Below are 16,005 nucleotides of genomic sequence, written 5' to 3' on the forward strand. Positions count from 1 at the left end.
GAATAGATAGGACCGCGCCTAACGGCCGGTAGCCGTGTGCCTTGGGCGTGCTCGTTTCCGTAACTGCGGAAGCGGTAAACCTTCGGCCAGCAGAATGAACGTCAGGACGATGACCGTGGCAGAAGTGCTTTCCACCGGAAGTCAACCTGAACGTACCTGCATCGGGTGCCGGAAGAAAGGCCCGCGGTCGCAGTTGCTCCGGCTCGTCGCCGAAGGCAGCGGGTCAACCGCTGTCCTGGTGGATGAACGACGCCGGATGTCTGGCCGGGGTGCATGGCTGCACCCCAGCCAATCGTGCCTGGCTCTGGCGATCAAGCGGCGAGCATTCGGACGTGCCCTTCCGGGCGCAACCGGAACAGCCGCCGTCGAACACTGGATCATGTCAGGTCCGAACGTTGACGCCGCCCCGGTGGCTGCAACACCAACCGTCCAACCTGAAAGCGGGTCAGAAATCTGATGGAAACCCGATGAGTTCCCAGCGATGAGTGCGTAACGATGACAACTTTGTTGCGCTCTGCAATGGGCCCCTTCGCATCAACAGCGGCTGGGGTCCGCAGTAAGAAGTAGACGGTTCGTGCCTGGCTCGGTGCGGACCGAGACAGGAGAAATGTGGCCAAGGTCCGCGTACATGAGCTCGCCAAAGAGCTCGGTATAACTTCCAAAGATGCAGTGACAAAACTGCAGGAACTGGGCGAATTCGTTCGCTCCGCCTCGTCAACCATTGAGGCCCCCGTTGTGCGGAAACTGCGCAACGCCTTCCCCGACGCCGCTGCCAAGTCAGCGGCCCCGGCCGCAGCGCCCGCCGCTGCACCCAAGGCACCTGCCCCCGTGGCAGAATCACGCCCTTCAGCACCGGCTCCCGGCCCCGCTGCGCCCAAGGCTCCGGCCCCCAAGGCACAGGCACCGGCTCCCGCTGCCCCCACCGCACCTGCACAGGCAGAAGCACCGGCTGCGCCGGCCGCCACGCCTGCCGCCCCCGCGGCTCCGTCCTCGAGTGCTCCGTCCACCGGCGCCAAGCCCGGTGCACGCCCGGCACCCAAGGCCGAAACCCCGGCTCCCTCCACCCGTCCGGGTGGATCCACGCCGGGCGGGTCCGGCCCGCGTCCCGGCGGTCCCCGTCCGGGCAACAACCCCTTCGCCACCTCGCAGGGCATGCCCCGCGGCCGCGGCGGAGACGGTGAACGCGCCCCCCGTCCGGGCAACAACCCCTTCGCCACTTCGCAGGGTATGCCCCGCCCCGGTGGCAGCCGTACCGACGGCGACCGCCCCGGTGGTCCCCGTCCCGCAGCAGGTGCAGGCGGACCTCGTCCGGGTGGGCCGCGTCCCGCAGCGGGTGCCGGTGGCCCCCGTCCTGCAGCAGGCGCAGGCGGACCCCGTCCGGGCGCTCCCCGTCCCGGCGGTCCCCGTCCTACTCCCGGCATGATGCCCAACCGCACTGAGCGTCCCGCACCCGCAGGTGCCGGCCGTCCGGGCGGCGGCGGCCGCGGTCCCGGACGCCCTGGTGGCGCTCCCGGTACCGGTGGTCCCGGTGCCGGCGGCGGTGCTCCCGCCGGCGGTGGCTTCGGCAAGGGCGGCCGCGGCCGCGGCGGCACCCAGGGTGCCTTCGGCAAGGGCGGCGCAGGCCGTGGCAAGCAGCGCAAGTCGAAGCGTGCAAAGCGCCAGGAACTTGAGCAGATGAGTGCCCCGTCGCTGGGTGGCGTGAGCGTACCCCGCGGCGACGGCAACACCGTCATCCGGCTCCGCCGTGGCTCGTCCATCACGGACTTTGCCGACAAGATCGAGGCAAACCCCGCCGCACTGGTGACGGTGCTGTTCCACCTTGGTGAAATGGCCACCGCCACCCAGTCGCTGGACGAGGACACCTTCGCCCTGCTCGGCGAGGAACTGGGCTACAAGCTCCAGGTCGTTTCCCCTGAGGACGAGGAGCGCGAGCTGCTCTCCAGCTTCGACATCGACTTTGATGCCGAACTCGAAGCCGAAGGCGACGAGGAACTGGAAGCACGTCCCCCGGTTGTCACCGTCATGGGCCACGTCGACCACGGTAAGACCCGGCTGCTCGACGCCATCCGCAAGTCCGACGTCATGGCGGGCGAGCACGGCGGCATCACCCAGCACATCGGTGCCTACCAGGTCACGCACAACCACGACGGCAACGACCGCAAGATCACGTTCATCGATACCCCGGGCCACGAGGCGTTCACCGCCATGCGTGCCCGTGGTGCGAAGGTCACCGACATCGCCATCCTGGTGGTCGCAGCGGACGACGGCGTGATGCCGCAGACCGTTGAAGCCCTCAACCACGCCCAGGCGGCCAACGTGCCGATCGTCGTGGCAGTGAACAAGATCGACAAGGAAGGCGCCAACCCGGAGAAGGTCCGCGGCCAGCTGACCGAGTACGGCCTGGTTCCCGAGGAATACGGTGGCGACACCATGTTCGTGGAGGTCTCTGCCCGCCAGAACCTCAACATCGACGAGCTGCTCGAGGCGGTCCTGCTCACCGCGGACGCTGCCCTGGACATGCGCGCCAACCCGAACAAGGACGCCCGCGGCATCGCGATCGAAGCCAACCTGGATAAGGGCCGCGGTGCTGTTGCAACCGTCCTGGTCCAGTCCGGTACCTTGCGCGTCGGCGACACCATCGTGGCAGGTACGGCCCACGGCCGCGTCCGTGCGATGTTCGACGACGACGGCAGCGCCCTGACCGAGGCCGGTCCGTCCCGCCCCGTCCAGGTGCTGGGTCTGTCCAACGTGCCGCGCGCCGGCGACACCTTCTTCGTGACTGCTGACGAGCGCACGGCCCGCCAGATCGCCGAGAAGCGTGAAGCAGCCGACCGCAACGCCGCCCTGGCCAAGCGCCGCAAGCGCATCAGCCTGGAAGACTTCGACCAGGCCGTCGCCGAAGGCAAGATCGACACCCTCAACCTCATCCTCAAGGGTGACGTGTCCGGTGCCGTGGAAGCCCTCGAAGACGCGCTGCTCAAGATCGACGTCGGCGAAGGCGTGCAGCTGCGCGTCATCCACCGCGGTGTGGGTGCCATCACCCAGAACGACGTCAACCTGGCAACGGTCGACTCCGCCGTCATCATCGGCTTCAACGTCAAGCCCGCCGAGCGGGTTGCCGAACTGGCAGACCGCGAAGGCGTGGACATGCGCTTCTACTCCGTCATCTACGCAGCAATCGATGACATCGAGGCGGCGCTCAAGGGCATGCTCAAGCCGGAATACGAAGAAGTCCAGCTCGGCACCGCCGAGGTCCGCGAAGTCTTCCGCTCCTCCAAGTTCGGAAACATCGCCGGCTCGATCGTCCGCTCGGGCATCATCCGACGCAACGCCAAGGCACGCGTCAGCCGCGACGGCAAGATCATCGGTGACAACCTCACCGTTGAGTCGCTCAAGCGCTTCAAGGACGACGCCACCGAGGTCCGCACGGACTTCGAATGTGGTATCGGCCTTGGGTCGTACAACGACATCACCCAAGGCGACATCATCGAGACCTTCGAGATGCGCGAGAAGCCGCGCGTCTAACTCTTGTTAGTCCGTGGCCGGGGCCGTTGGATTTTTCCGGCGGCCCCGCCCCTTCGCTGGGCGGCTTGGGATCTTCGATCCCGCGCCGCCCAGCTTCGGCAGCGGAAATGGCCTTCCCAACACTCGCAAGCTCGCGTCGGGACCCTCGGCTATTTCCTTAGATGCCACTCCCGGGCCGCCGGAAAAATCCAGCGGGTGCGTCATCGGCTCGCTTGGGTGCGTGGCATCCAGACCCTGGGCGCGTTGGCTGACGTTTGCGCCGCCGTCGTACGTCCCAAATTTTTCTTCTTTTAGGAGTTGTTCATGGCTGATCCGGCACGTGCTGCCAAATTGGCGCAGCGGATTAAAGTTGTTGTTGCTGAGGCCCTGGGCCGGAAGGTTAAGGATCCCCGGCTTGAGGGCATTACCGTTACCGATGCCCGCGTAACCAATGATCTGCAGCATGCCACCGTTTACTACACCGTCTTCGGGGACCAGGCTGTCCAGGCCGACGCTGCCAAGGGCCTTGAGAAGGCCAAGGGTGTGCTCCGGCAGGAGGTGGGGCGGAACATCACCGTCCGGCTGACCCCCACCCTCGAGTTCGTGGCCGACCAGATTCCGGTCAACGCCTCCAACCTGGAGGAACTGCTCCGGGAGGCCAAGAAGCGGGATGCCGAGGTTGCCGCCCTTGCCGCCAACGCCCGGCACGCCGGCGACGCGGATCCGTACAAGTCCGACGCAGTCGCCGACGTTGACATCGACGAGGACGACTTCGACGAAGAGGACCTGGACCTCAGCGACGACGAAGACCTCGACGAGGACGCCAACAAGTAGGCAGCGGACTTCCGCAAACACAGCAGCAGGACCCGGAGGCACCTCCGGGTCCTGCTGCTGTGTTTGGCTGCCGCCTATCGAAGATCAACTTCGATAACCCTGCCGGCAGGCATGGGAGCGGGAGCGTTAGGCATCGACGGATCGGGTTGCGCCGGCAGCGCATCCACGGTGGCGAAGACATCTCCGTCCTTGAACTCAACATCCGCGGGCAGGTTCACCTCCAGGAAACGCGAGCGATCCGCGTCGCAGTTGAACTTCAGGATTTCCCCGCCGAACAGCGATGCCACGTAAATGTCCCCGTTGTCGGCCACGGCCAGACCGGTAGGACTCAGGATATGGTCCGCCCAAACAGTCGTGTCACCGTTCCACGGATTCACCTTGAATATGGCACCGCGAGCACCCAGTTCCGGTCCCTCCGGGCCACCAGGCAGTGACGTGACGTACAACCAGCCGTCCGGACCGATTTCAACATCGGTGGGAACCGGTTCGAACGCGTACTTCTCGCCAACAACGCAGTCAGGAACCGTCATCGTGTGGCCTTCCATGTCAAGTGGAATCTGCAGGCCAGCGGGGACCTTGGCCGGCCTTGGCGGCAGGACCGTCAGTGTGGAAATGGCGCCCGATTTGAGATTTACCTTGAGGATCGCGTTCATGCCGGCGTCAGCCACGTAGGCGGTGCTGTCCTTGACTGCCAAGGCGTACGGGTGGGAATCCACCGTGCCCGTGTATCGGGCGGGTGGGAAGGCCGGCCAGTCTGCCAGGCACTTGTCGCTGACGTCTGGCTCGAAGCCGTAGTGCTGGTCCCCGTCGGGATTGTGCTTCCGTTCGTATTCCGCGAAGTTGGCAATAGTGTCCACATCGCCTCTGGAGTCAATGGACTTCAAGTAGCCCTGGAGCTTGGCCGGATCACCCTGCCCGGCTCCGATGCTTTCCAGGAAGTACGTGGTGCTATCGCGGATTTCCACGCCGGCGACTTCCCAACCCTTCTTGGCGGTGTAGACGTCTTCTGTCGATCCGTCGTGCTCCACACGGGTAAGGACGCCGGCGAAGTCCTGGCTGACACGGACTGATTCGCCCTTGCCAACGGCAAGGTGGAGTGGGGTGAGGAGTCCTGTACCCAGGACTTCAAAGTCCGGGTCGTGAGTGGAGGCAAACGCCGGTGATGCCTGGACCATCATGGCGGCTGCCATGCAGGCGATAAAGGTGAGTTTTCTTTTCATGGGGTACTCCGGGGTGCGAGGCCCTTGCGGGCTGGATGTGGCGCCTCCGTAGAGGCGAAATATATCCCCCGGGCGTCAGCGTAGGCTCCTACCAGCGGGTAGGCGCTGGGGGCCTGCCCCCTTCCTGGCCCCCTTTCCGTCCCCCTATGGGGTGCACATGGCTAGGATCGTGCTATGACCTCCGCAGAACACGGCAACCGGGGCTTACGGCACCCTGCATTTGCCCAGTACCTTGAACAGGCCGTGGAGTTGGCCACACAAAATGTTGGTGAAGGCGGCGGCCCCTTCGGAGCTGTGGTGGTAACACCCGACGGGCGCGTGCATGCCGGCGTCAACAGGGTGACCCGGGACAACGATCCCACTGCCCACGCGGAAGTGGTGGCCATCCGGGCAGCGGCCGCGGCTGCGGCGGACTTCGACCTCACCGGCTCTGTCCTTTACGCAAGCTGCGAGCCGTGCCCCATGTGCCTGGCGTCTGCCTTGTGGGCCAGGATCGGCCACGTCTACTTCGCCGCGGACCGCCACGGCGCCGCTGCGGCAGGCTTCGACGACGCCCTCTTCTACGACTACTTCAGCGGCGCGGCCCCGGAGCTGATGCCCGTCACCAGGAGTGACATCCCGACGTCGGACGTCCCCTTCCAGGCGTGGCGCGCCTTTGACAGCAGGAAGGAATACTAGCCATGGAATCCGCCCTACTCCGCTGCCCCGCCTGCGGTAAGACCAACCGGGTGCCGGCCCAGGCCTCCGGACATCCCCGCTGCGGCAACTGCAAGGCGGACCTGCCCTGGATCGTGTCCGCGGGCGACAGCGACTTCGCCGCCGTGGCGGAGCAGTCGCCGGTTCCGGTGCTGGTGGATTTCTGGGCCGCCTGGTGCGGGCCCTGCCGCATGGTAAGCCCCGTCCTGGACCAGCTGGCCCGGGAGCGGCCCGGGAAGATCAAGCTGGTGAAGGTGGATGTGGACGCGTCTCCGGGCCTGTCGCGGCGGTTCGACGTCCAGGCCATTCCAACCCTCATGGTTCTGGTCGACGGAAAGGTCGCAGCCCGCCAGGCCGGCGCCGCACCGGCGGGCGTCCTCCGTTCCTGGCTGGACAAGGCCCTCGCCGGCGCCCGCAGCTAACAGAGCAGGCAGCTTCGCCGGCCGGCCAAGCCAGGTATCAACCCAGGACGTCAGAGCCGGCCGTCCGGAAGCCGGGACAGCCCGTCCAGCAGATCCTGCTTCCGGCCGCACAGCGCGATCCGGACCCACCCTTCGCCGATGGAGCCGAAGGCGGTCCCTGGGGCCAGCGCTACACCGGAATCCGCCAGGAAACGCCGAACCCAGGCCCGCACGTCCCCGCCGGTCACATGGGACATATCGGCCCAAAGGTAGAACGCCCCCTGCGCCGGCAGATAGCGGATCCCTTTTGCGGTGAGGACTGCCGAGGCGGCATCCCGGTTCTCCCGGTAGTGCTGGTGGGCGTGCCGGACGTAGTCCTGCGGCCCGGTCAGGGCAGCCAGCGCCGCGTACTGCGGCGCTGACGCCACGCACGACACGATGGATTCCATCACGTTGTCCATCTGCTGTTTGAGGCCGGGCGGGCAGATGAGCGCGCCGATTCGCAGACCCGTCAGGCCGTACGTCTTGGACAGTGTCAGCGAAGTGAACACGCGTGCATCCGCCGGGGTGCCGCCGTCGAACCTTGCCGGGCTGACGTGGGGAACATCGTAAGTGAACGCCTCGTAGCACTCGTCCGAAACCACCCAAATGTCATGCCGGCGGGCCAGGTCCATCAATTCCCGGACCACTTCTTCACCCAGCACTGCTCCGAGGGGGTTGGACGGGGAATTGAGCACCAGCACCCGGGTGCGGCTGGTGATGAGGGCCTCCACGTCGGCAACCTGTGGCTGGAAGCTGTGTTCGGGGCGCAGCGGATAGCCCACCGGCACGGCACCGAGCAACCGGCTGGTCATCGCAAAGGTGGGGTAGCCCGGGTTGGGGATCAGGATTTCGTCGCCGGGGGACAGCAGCAGACTCATGGCGAAATGCAGGCCCTGCTGCGCCCCGGACACCACGTAGACGCGGTCAGCACTGACGTCCACCCCTTGTTCTTCCCGGAACCTGGCAGCGAACGCTTCCCGAAGGGCGGGAATCCCGGCGTTGGGTGTGTAGTTGGTTTCATCGCGGTCCAGGCAGGCGATGCCTGCGTCCAGGACATGGCGGGGGAGCGGGAAACCCGGCTCCCCGATACTCAACACAATGGCGCCGGGAGTACGCCACGCGGCCTCGGTGATCTCGCGGATCTGGTTGACGGGCACGTCGCGGACATGGGCGGCAAGCTCAGGCATGGCAGCCATCCTAGCCGTCCCCGTCGGGCTGCCGCGGTGCGTCCGGGACCGGGGTGGTGGCGTGGGCCGGCGGGCCAACCAGCGCCGATATACTGGGAGGCGTGCTTTCTGGACTGGTGATAGTGGACAAGCCGCAGGGATGGACCAGCCATGATGTGGTTGGCCGGATGCGGCGCCTCGCAGGTACCCGGAAAGTAGGGCACGCCGGAACCCTGGATCCCATGGCCACGGGCGTCCTGGTGGTCGGCATCAACAAGGCCACGCGCCTGCTGACCTACATCGTGGGCACCTCAAAGACCTACACCGCCACCATCCGGCTGGGCCAGGCCACCGTCACGGACGACGCGGAAGGGGAGGTCACGGCCACGGCCGGCACTTCCGGTGTCACCGAGCAGGCAATTCACGACGGCGTCGCGGCACTCACAGGCGACATCGAGCAGGTGCCCAGCAGCGTCAGCGCCATCAAAGTGAACGGCGAACGCGCCTACGCGCGCGTCCGGTCCGGCGAGGATGTGAAGCTGGCCGCACGCCCTGTCACCATCCACCGGTTCGAGGTGCACGCCGTCCGGCGGGATCCGGCGGCGGATGTGATTGACCTCGACGTCACCGTTGAATGCTCCTCGGGCACATACATCCGTGCCCTGGCCCGGGACCTTGGCAATGCGCTGGGTGTTGGAGGGCATCTCACTGCCCTCCGCAGGACCCATGTGGGCCCCTATTCGCTGGACCAGGCGCGCACGCTCGAACAGCTCGCCGAAGAGCTCAACGTCCTGGAAATGTCGCAGGCTGCCCGGGCACTGATGCCCAACCGCGAACTCAGCGCCGAGGAAACCACGGAGATCTCCTTCGGGCGGCGGATCGCTGCCGGCGCGGCCCCCGGCGCTCCCGGCGCCGCCACTGTGGAGCATCCGGCCGCCGCCTTCGCTCCCGACGGCAGCCTCGTGGCCCTTCTTGCCGACGCAGGCAGTTACGCCAAGCCGGTGCTCGTCTTCGCCCCCGGCGCCGGGACGGCCGCAACCGCCGCCGCGGAGGCCTGACACGTGGACGCATATTTTTGGATCATCCTCGTGGTCGGCCTGGTGTCCACGCTGGTGTGCCTGGGTGCGGGCATCCTCAAGAAGGCGCCGAACGACGTCACCATCCTCTCCGTCGCAGCCGTGGAAGCGGCCCTGGTGGTGTACCTGGTGGGGTCCATCGTCCGCGTGATCGCCGGCGAACCGATTGCCGGGGAGGCGTGGGAGTTTTGGGGCTACATGGCCACCGCCATGCTCCTGCCGCCGGCGGCAATCTACTGGTCCATTTTGGAGCGCACCCGGTGGAGCAACTTTGTCCTGGCCGCGGTCGGCGTCACGGCACTCGTCATGGCCGCCCGAATGAACCAGATCTGGTACTGAAGTGGAAGAAGCAGCAGGAATGAACGACAAGCAAGCCCCGGCGGCTCCCGGCGAGGCACCCACCCGCAATACCCGCAATACCGGGCCAGGCCGCCTGCTGATTGCCGTGTACGGCGTTTTCGCGATCTCGGCCACGGCCCGGGCCGGATACCAGATCCTCACCAAGTTCTCCGAGGCTCCGCTGGCCTATCTGCTCTCCGCCTTCGCCGCGCTGGTGTACGTGGTGGCCACGGTGTCGCTGGCCAGAGCCGGAACCACCTGGTTCAAGGTCTCCGTTGCCGCGGTGCTGGTTGAACTCGTGGGCGTCCTGGTGGTGGGTACCCTGAGCATCCTGGACTCCGTGCAGTTCCCGCACGAGACCGTGTGGTCCCTGTTTGGCCGCGGCTATGGCTTCATTCCGCTGCTGCTGCCCATCCTGGGACTGGTGTGGCTCTACCGGCGCCGGCCTTCGGTGGCGGCTGAAGCGCGTTCCAAAGCCGCGCAGTGATGTCAAAGGCAGCACAGTGAATCCGGGTAACCTTGAAGAGTTCCGCGGCCGGCATGGTTCCGGAACGTGGCTTGCAGGCAGCTTAAGGCGAGGGTGATGGTTTACATCTGGAACGATCCGTCCGATGTCCCGGCGGATTTCGGCCCATCTGTTGTCACTTTCGGCAACTTCGACGGTGTTCACCGCGGCCACCAGCAGGTGCTGTCCCAGCTGATCCGCTCGGCCCGCCTTTCCCACGCCAAGGCTGTGGCCGTGACCTTCGACCCCCACCCGGCGGTAATCCACCGGCCCGAGGCCGCGCCCGAGCTCATCATGGGCCTGGACGACAAACTGGACGCGCTGGGCGGACTCGGACTGGACGCCATTTTGGTGATCAAGTACTCACTGGATCTGGCCAGCCTCACGGCTGAGGAATTCGTGGAGCAGTACCTGGTGGACTGCCTCCACGCCAGCCACGTGGTGATCGGCCACGACGCCCGCTTTGGACGGGGCAACTCCGGAGACCTGGACACCATGAAGGCGCTGGGCGACAAGTTCGGCTTCGATGTCCAGGTCATCAGCGAGTTCGGCGCCGAGGGCTACCCCCTGCATGACGACGACGGCACGGACCGGCGCTGCTCCTCCACCTGGGTGCGCGAAGCCTTGCAGGAAGGCGATGTTGCCACCGCCGCCTCGGTCCTGGGCCGCCCGCACAGAATGCGCGGCGAAGTGGTTCACGGGGCAGCCCGCGGCCGCGCCCTCGGTTTCCCCACGGCAAACCTTTCCTCGAACGCCACGGGGCTGATCCCCGCGGACGGCATCTATGCGGGCTGGCTGGTGGACCAGGCGGGCACGCGCTGGCCTGCTGCGATCTCAGTGGGGTCCAATCCCACGTTCGAGGGCGTGAGCCGCCAGGTGGAGGCGCACGTCATCGACAGGCCCAAGGAGGCCGTGGAGGACTTCGATCTGTACGGCCAGACAGTGATTGTTGAATTCGTGGCGCGGCTTCGCGGCATGGTGGCCTACCGTGGCCCTGAGGCACTGGTGGAACAAATGCGGCTGGATGTGGCCCAGGCCCACCAGCTCCTCAGCCACCACTGACTGCAGCATCCACCGGTTGCAAAACGTGGCTGCAACAACGGGGTGACAACAACGAAAGGCAGCACGTGTCCGTGGAAAAGAACACCCGCAAGCTGGATGAGGGGATTGTCCGCGACTTCAGCTCGCGGATGAGCTACGCCTCCTACCTGCAGCTTCCCACGCTGCTCAGCGCGCAGCAGCCGGTCAGCCAGCCCGAGCACCATGATGAACTGCTGTTCATCATCCAGCACCAGACCACGGAGCTGTGGCTGAAGCTGGTCCTGCACGAGCTGCGCAGCGCGGCCGCGTGGCTCCGCGGGGACGACCTCGGTTCCGCGCTCAAGGGCATTGCCCGGGTCAAGCACATCCAGAAGACCCTTACCGAACAATGGTCTGTCCTGGCCACCCTGACACCCACCGAGTATTCGCAGTTCCGGGGCTTCCTGGGCAACTCGTCAGGGTTCCAGTCGGCCCAGTACCGGGCGGTGGAATTCGTCCTGGGGAACAAGAACAGCAAGATGCTGCCCGTCTTCGAATCCGATCCGCAAGCCCACGCCATGCTGGCCGAACTGCTCGCCGCCCCCAGCATCTACGACGAGTTCCTGGCCTACCTCGCGCGGCAGGGCTTCGATGTGCCGGGATCGGTCCTGGACCGTGATGTGACCCGGGCCCATGAGTTCACCCCGGAACTGGTCCCGCTTTTCAAGCACATCTATAAAAACGCGGCGGACAACTGGGCTGCCTACGAGGCATGCGAGGAACTGGTGGACCTGGAGGACAACTTCCAGCTCTGGCGGTTCCGGCACCTGCGCACCGTGCAGCGGACCATCGGCATGAAGACCGGCACGGGGGGATCCAGCGGGGTGACCTTCCTGCAAAAGGCCCTTGAACTGACGTTCTTCCCGGAATTATTCGCTGTCAGGACGGAGATCGGACAATGAGCATCCATCAGGAAAACCACCTCGATGTGTCTGCCGAAGCGCTCCGCGGGCGCGCCGAAGAGCTGGACCGCCGGGACGCCCTGGCACACTACCGGGACCTTTTCATTGGCACGGACACACCGCTGTCCTACCTGGACGGCAACTCCCTGGGCCGGCCCCTGACGCGCACTGCCGACGACGTCGCCGCCTTCATCCGGGACGAGTGGGGCGGACGCCTCATCCGTGGCTGGGACGAACAGTGGCTCAGCATGCCGCAGGCCATCGGGGACCAGCTCGGACGCGCCGTCCTCGGAGCTGCTCCGGGGCAGACCATCATCGCCGATTCCACCACCGTGGTCCTCTACAAGCTGATCCGCGCGGCCCTGGCCGCCGTACAGGATCCAGACCGCAACGAGCTGGTGCTGGACACGGAAAACTTCCCCACGGACCGCTACCTGGTGGAGGGCATCGCCCTCGAGGAAGGCCTCACCCTGCGCTGGATCGAGCCCGACCCGGCCGCCGGGGTGACCCTTGACCAGGTGCGCCAGGCCACCGGGCCGAGGACCGCCGTCGTCCTCCTCAGCCAGATCGCCTACCGCTCAGGCCACCTCGCGGACCTGCCGGGGATCACCGCGGCAGTGCACGACGCCGGCGCGCTGGTGGTGTGGGACCTGTGCCATTCCGCGGGGTCGGTGGAGATCGACCTGGACGGTGCCGACGTGGACTTCGCAGCCGGCTGCACCTACAAGTACCTCAACGGGGGCCCGGGCTCGCCTGCTTTCGCCTACGTCAATGCCCGGCACCTGCCCTCGTTGAACCAGCCCATCTGGGGCTGGATGGGGCGGAAGGACGCCTTCGAGATGGCCGCCGGCTATCAACCTGCCGCCGGCATCCGGGGCTTCCTCAGCGGCACCCCCGCCATTTTCGGCATGATCGCCATGCGGGGAACCCTGGACCTCATCGAGGAAGCCACCATGGCTGCCATCCGGGAGAAGTCCCTGGCCCTGACCGCATTCGCCGTGGAGGTCTTCGATGCCTGGCTGGCCCCGCTGGGAGCCGAACTGGCGTCGCCGCGGAACCCGGGGGAGCGGGGCGGGCATATCACGGTGGACCATCCCAACTTCACCAAGGCCACCGTGGAAGCGCTCTGGGAAGGGGACGTGATCCCTGACTTCCGCTCTCCCCATGGCATCCGGGTGGGGTTGTCGCCGTTGAGCACCAGTTTTGCGGAAGTGCTCCAGGGCATGGCAGCGATCCGGGCCCGGCTGCAGGGCTGACGGCGCACTGTTTCGACAAGGTTAGGCCGCGCCCGGTAAACTGGACGATGGATCCGGCTGCAGTCCGTGGCGGCTGGTTCCTGTTGTAGTCGGCCTTCTCCGGTTATCCGGATCAGGACCAACACGGCAGACCCGGCAGTGAATTACTGACCTGGGCCCTCACGGCACATCCCAAGGAGATATTGTGGCACTTGACGCCGCTGTAAAGCAGTCCATCATCAAGGAATACGCAACTGGCGAAGGTGACACCGGTTCACCCGAGGTCCAGGTTGCTGTCCTGACCCAGCGGATCAAGGATCTGACTGAGCACATGAAGGAGCACAAGCACGACTACCACACCCAGCGCGGTCTGCTGGCCATGGTTGGTCGTCGCAAGCGCATGCTGAGCTACCTCAAGAAGACTGACATCGCCCGCTACCGTTCGCTCATCGAGCGTCTCGGCCTGCGCCGCTAGTCACACTTTGGGGCGGCCCTTTCCCTCCGGAACGGGCCGCCTTCTTCAAATAAAAACTAAACAGGAGGATCAACCGCATCACGCATTCGCGGTCCTCGGTAGTGATCCCCGGGAACGGCTTCGTTGACTGAAGCCGGCGGCCCGTGGGTCTCGATCGATGACCGGGTGCAGGGCCAGTAGACAGATGCTGGCTGGGTTGATGCGGCTGGACTTCCGTAAATAGAAACGGAGGTGACTCTCTTGGAGGGTCCCGAAATCCAGTTCTCGGAAGCAGTCATTGACAATGGCCGTTTCGGCAAGCGCGTAATCCGCTTTGAAACCGGCCGCCTCGCCAAGCAGGCAGCCGGCGCAGCAATGGTGTACATCGACGATGACACCGCCCTGCTGTCCGCAACCACCGCCGGCAAGCACCCGCGTGAAGGCTTCGACTTCTTCCCGCTCACGGTCGACGTCGAAGAGCGCATGTACGCTGCCGGCCGTATCCCGGGCTCGTTCTTCCGCCGCGAAGGCCGCCCGTCCACCGAAGCCATCCTGGCCTGCCGCCTGATGGACCGCCCGCTGCGCCCCGCCTTCATCAAGGGCCTGCGCAACGAGGTCCAGATCGTGGTCACCGTCCTGGCCATCAACCCCGATGAGCTGTACGACGTCGTTGCCATCAACGCTTCCTCGATGTCCACCCAGCTGTCCGGCCTCCCGTTCTCCGGCCCCATCGGCGGCGTCCGCGTTGCCCTGGTCAACGACGAAAACGGATCGCAGTGGGTTGCCTTCCCCAAGCACTCGCAGCTGGAAAACTCCGTGTTCAACATGGTGGTTGCCGGCCGCGTTGCCGGTGACGACGTCGCCATCATGATGGTCGAGGCCGAAGCAACCGACAACTCCTGGAACCTCATCAAGGAACAGGGCGCCACCGCCCCCACCGAAGAGGTTGTGGCCGAGGGCCTGGAGGCTGCCAAGCCGTTCATCAAGGCACTCTGCGACGCCCAGGCCGACCTCGCCGCACGCGCTGCAAAGCCCACGGTCGAGTTCCCGGTCTTCCTGGACTACGAAGACGACGCTTACGCCGCCGTCGAATCCGCTGCCGCCGAAAAGCTCGCCGCTGTCTTCCAGATCGCCGACAAGCAGGAACGCGACAACGCCTCCGACGCGCTCAAGGACGAGGTCCTCGCCGGCCTGGCAGGCCAGTTCGAAGGTCGCGAAAAGGAGCTGTCCGCTGCTTTCCGCTCCGTCACCAAGCACGTTGTGCGCCAGCGCATCCTCAAGGACCAGATCCGCATTGACGGCCGCGGCCTGACGGACATCCGCCAGCTCACCGCAGAGGTCGAGGTTCTGCCCCGTGTTCACGGTTCGGCCATCTTCGAACGCGGCGAGACCCAGATCATGGGTGTCACCACGCTGAACATGCTCAAGATGGAACAGCAGATCGACTCGCTGTCTCCCGTCACCCGCAAGCGCTACATGCACAACTACAACTTCCCGCCGTACTCCACCGGTGAGACCGGCCGCGTGGGCTCGCCCAAGCGCCGCGAAATCGGCCACGGTGCCCTGGCAGAGCGCGCCATCGTGCCCGTGCTGCCGTCCCGCGAGGAATTCCCGTACGCTATCCGCCAGGTATCCGAGGCCCTCGGCTCCAACGGCTCCACGTCGATGGGTTCCGTCTGCGCCTCCACCCTGTCCCTGCTGAACGCCGGTGTGCCCCTGAAGGCCGCCGTCGCCGGCATCGCCATGGGCCTGGTGTCCGACCAGGTTGACGGCCAGACCCGCTACGCGGCACTGACCGACATCCTCGGCGCCGAAGACGCCTTCGGTGACATGGACTTCAAGGTTGCCGGTACCGCCGAGTTCGTCACGGCCATCCAGCTGGACACCAAGCTCGACGGCATCCCCGCTTCCGTGCTCGCGGCAGCCCTGAAGCAGGCCCGCGAGGCGCGCCTGCACATCCTCGAGGTCATCAACTCGGCCATCGACACCCCGGACGAGCTCTCCGAGTTCGCACCGCGCGTCATCGCCGTCAAGATCCCCGTGGACAAGATCGGCGAGGTCATCGGCCCCAAGGGCAAGATGATCAACCAGATCCAGGAAGACACCGGCGCCGACATCTCCATCGAGGACGACGGCACGGTCTACATTGGCGCCACGAACGGTCCGTCTGCAGATGCAGCACGCTCCGCCATCAACGCCATCGCCAACCCGCAGGTCCCGGAGATCGGCGAGCGTTACCTGGGCACGGTGGTCAAGACCACCACCTTCGGTGCCTTCGTGTCGCTGACCCCGGGCAAGGACGGCCTGCTGCACATCTCCGAGCTGCGCAAGATCGCCGGCGGCAAGCGGGTGGACAACGTTGACGACGTTGTTTCCGTGGGCCAGAAGATCCAGGTGGAAATCACCAAGATCGATGACCGCGGAAAGCTGTCCCTGTCTCCGGTCGTGGCTGAAGAGGAAGGCGCCGACGACACCGAGCGCGTTCACGCCACGGAGCCTGCTGAAGGCGCTGAGGTCTAACAGCAGGGGCTTCCCGGCATAAGCATGAATC

The 16,005-nt window shown here is 65.8% G+C and carries 15 protein-coding genes; 13 read left to right on the plus strand and 2 right to left on the minus strand.

Annotated elements, in window-relative coordinates:
• Positions 1 to 109: 109 nt before the first annotated feature.
• From OUO20_RS03925 to rbfA, 3 genes are all read left to right on the plus strand, one after another.
• The gene (locus OUO20_RS03925) at positions 110 to 457 is read left to right on the plus strand and encodes a YlxR family protein (RefSeq protein ID WP_056389877.1); all 348 of its coding nucleotides are present in this window, start codon (positions 110 to 112) and stop codon (positions 455 to 457) included.
• 152 nt (positions 458 to 609) lie between these two features.
• Entirely contained in the window at positions 610 to 3,525 is a 2,916-nt protein-coding gene (gene infB / locus OUO20_RS03930) for a translation initiation factor IF-2 (protein ID WP_268002879.1), read from the plus strand.
• Positions 3,526 to 3,828: 303 nt separating this feature from the next.
• Positions 3,829 to 4,338, plus strand: coding sequence for a 30S ribosome-binding factor RbfA (gene rbfA / locus OUO20_RS03935; RefSeq protein ID WP_018771961.1), 510 nt, complete (start codon positions 3,829 to 3,831; stop codon positions 4,336 to 4,338).
• A gap of 74 nt (positions 4,339 to 4,412) precedes the next feature.
• Here the strand turns inward: rbfA and OUO20_RS03940 are convergent, their stop codons facing one another.
• On the minus strand, positions 4,413 to 5,558 hold the full coding sequence (locus OUO20_RS03940) for a ScyD/ScyE family protein (protein ID WP_056389871.1): 1,146 nt from the start codon (positions 5,556 to 5,558) through the stop codon (positions 4,413 to 4,415).
• A 174-nt stretch (positions 5,559 to 5,732) separates the two neighbouring features.
• Between OUO20_RS03940 and OUO20_RS03945 the strand changes: the two genes are divergently transcribed.
• Positions 5,733 to 6,236, plus strand: a complete 504-nt coding sequence (locus OUO20_RS03945; protein ID WP_018771963.1) for a nucleoside deaminase — start codon at positions 5,733 to 5,735, stop codon at positions 6,234 to 6,236.
• A gap of 2 nt (positions 6,237 to 6,238) precedes the next feature.
• Entirely contained in the window at positions 6,239 to 6,676 is a 438-nt protein-coding gene (gene trxA / locus OUO20_RS03950; protein WP_018771964.1) for a thioredoxin, read from the plus strand.
• Positions 6,677 to 6,726: 50 nt separating this feature from the next.
• On the opposite strand, the gene OUO20_RS03955 is transcribed toward trxA, so the two are convergent.
• On the minus strand, positions 6,727 to 7,884 hold the full coding sequence (locus OUO20_RS03955) for a pyridoxal phosphate-dependent aminotransferase (RefSeq protein WP_268002880.1): 1,158 nt from the start codon (positions 7,882 to 7,884) through the stop codon (positions 6,727 to 6,729).
• 101 nt (positions 7,885 to 7,985) lie between these two features.
• On the opposite strand from OUO20_RS03955, the gene truB reads away from it, so the two are divergent.
• The 8 genes from truB (at position 7,986) to OUO20_RS03995 (ending at position 15,974) form a co-directional block, all read left to right on the plus strand.
• Positions 7,986 to 8,921: a tRNA pseudouridine(55) synthase TruB gene (gene truB / locus OUO20_RS03960; RefSeq protein ID WP_082581697.1), complete on the plus strand. Its 936-nt coding sequence runs from the start codon at positions 7,986 to 7,988 to the stop codon at positions 8,919 to 8,921.
• Positions 8,922 to 8,924: 3 nt separating this feature from the next.
• On the plus strand, positions 8,925 to 9,278 hold the full coding sequence (locus OUO20_RS03965; RefSeq protein ID WP_018771967.1) for a hypothetical protein: 354 nt from the start codon (positions 8,925 to 8,927) through the stop codon (positions 9,276 to 9,278).
• Positions 9,279 to 9,297: 19 nt separating this feature from the next.
• The gene (locus OUO20_RS03970; RefSeq protein WP_056389955.1) at positions 9,298 to 9,765 is read left to right on the plus strand and encodes a hypothetical protein; all 468 of its coding nucleotides are present in this window, start codon (positions 9,298 to 9,300) and stop codon (positions 9,763 to 9,765) included.
• Between the two features lie 96 nt (positions 9,766 to 9,861).
• Positions 9,862 to 10,845 (plus strand): bifunctional riboflavin kinase/FAD synthetase, encoded by a 984-nt coding sequence (locus OUO20_RS03975; RefSeq protein ID WP_018771969.1) that lies wholly within the window; start codon positions 9,862 to 9,864, stop codon positions 10,843 to 10,845.
• 65 nt (positions 10,846 to 10,910) lie between these two features.
• Positions 10,911 to 11,765 carry a tryptophan 2,3-dioxygenase gene (kynA, locus tag OUO20_RS03980; protein ID WP_268002881.1) on the plus strand — a complete coding sequence of 285 codons (855 nt, stop codon included), beginning with the start codon at positions 10,911 to 10,913 and terminating at the stop codon, positions 11,763 to 11,765.
• On the plus strand, positions 11,762 to 13,021 hold the full coding sequence (locus OUO20_RS03985; protein ID WP_268002882.1) for a kynureninase: 1,260 nt from the start codon (positions 11,762 to 11,764) through the stop codon (positions 13,019 to 13,021). The genes kynA and OUO20_RS03985 overlap by 4 nt, the downstream gene beginning before the upstream one ends.
• Positions 13,022 to 13,205: 184 nt before the next feature.
• Entirely contained in the window at positions 13,206 to 13,475 is a 270-nt protein-coding gene (gene rpsO / locus OUO20_RS03990; protein ID WP_013600532.1) for a 30S ribosomal protein S15, read from the plus strand.
• Positions 13,476 to 13,715: 240 nt separating this feature from the next.
• Positions 13,716 to 15,974, plus strand: coding sequence for a polyribonucleotide nucleotidyltransferase (locus OUO20_RS03995; protein ID WP_018771972.1), 2,259 nt, complete (start codon positions 13,716 to 13,718; stop codon positions 15,972 to 15,974).
• The last annotated feature ends 31 nt before the right edge of the window (positions 15,975 to 16,005 follow it).

Source organism: Arthrobacter sp. FX8 (assembly GCF_026723805.1).
In the GTDB taxonomy this organism is placed as follows: domain Bacteria; phylum Actinomycetota; class Actinomycetes; order Actinomycetales; family Micrococcaceae; genus Arthrobacter.

What these genes read in the sequence shown, in the direction of transcription:
- OUO20_RS03970 (WP_056389955.1), top strand. Translation starts at nt 9,298, where the DNA reads ATGAACGACAAGCAAGCCCCGGCGGCTCCCGGCGAGGCACCCACCCGC.
- OUO20_RS03955 (WP_268002880.1), bottom strand. Translation starts at nt 7,884, where the DNA reads ATGCCTGAGCTTGCCGCCCATGTCCGCGACGTGCCCGTCAACCAGATC.
- OUO20_RS03945 (WP_018771963.1), top strand. Translation starts at nt 5,733, where the DNA reads ATGACCTCCGCAGAACACGGCAACCGGGGCTTACGGCACCCTGCATTT.
- trxA (WP_018771964.1), top strand. Translation starts at nt 6,239, where the DNA reads ATGGAATCCGCCCTACTCCGCTGCCCCGCCTGCGGTAAGACCAACCGG.
- rbfA (WP_018771961.1), top strand. Translation starts at nt 3,829, where the DNA reads ATGGCTGATCCGGCACGTGCTGCCAAATTGGCGCAGCGGATTAAAGTT.
- OUO20_RS03940 (WP_056389871.1), bottom strand. Translation starts at nt 5,558, where the DNA reads ATGAAAAGAAAACTCACCTTTATCGCCTGCATGGCAGCCGCCATGATG.
- OUO20_RS03985 (WP_268002882.1), top strand. Translation starts at nt 11,762, where the DNA reads ATGAGCATCCATCAGGAAAACCACCTCGATGTGTCTGCCGAAGCGCTC.
- OUO20_RS03975 (WP_018771969.1), top strand. Translation starts at nt 9,862, where the DNA reads ATGGTTTACATCTGGAACGATCCGTCCGATGTCCCGGCGGATTTCGGC.
- OUO20_RS03925 (WP_056389877.1), top strand. Translation starts at nt 110, where the DNA reads ATGACCGTGGCAGAAGTGCTTTCCACCGGAAGTCAACCTGAACGTACC.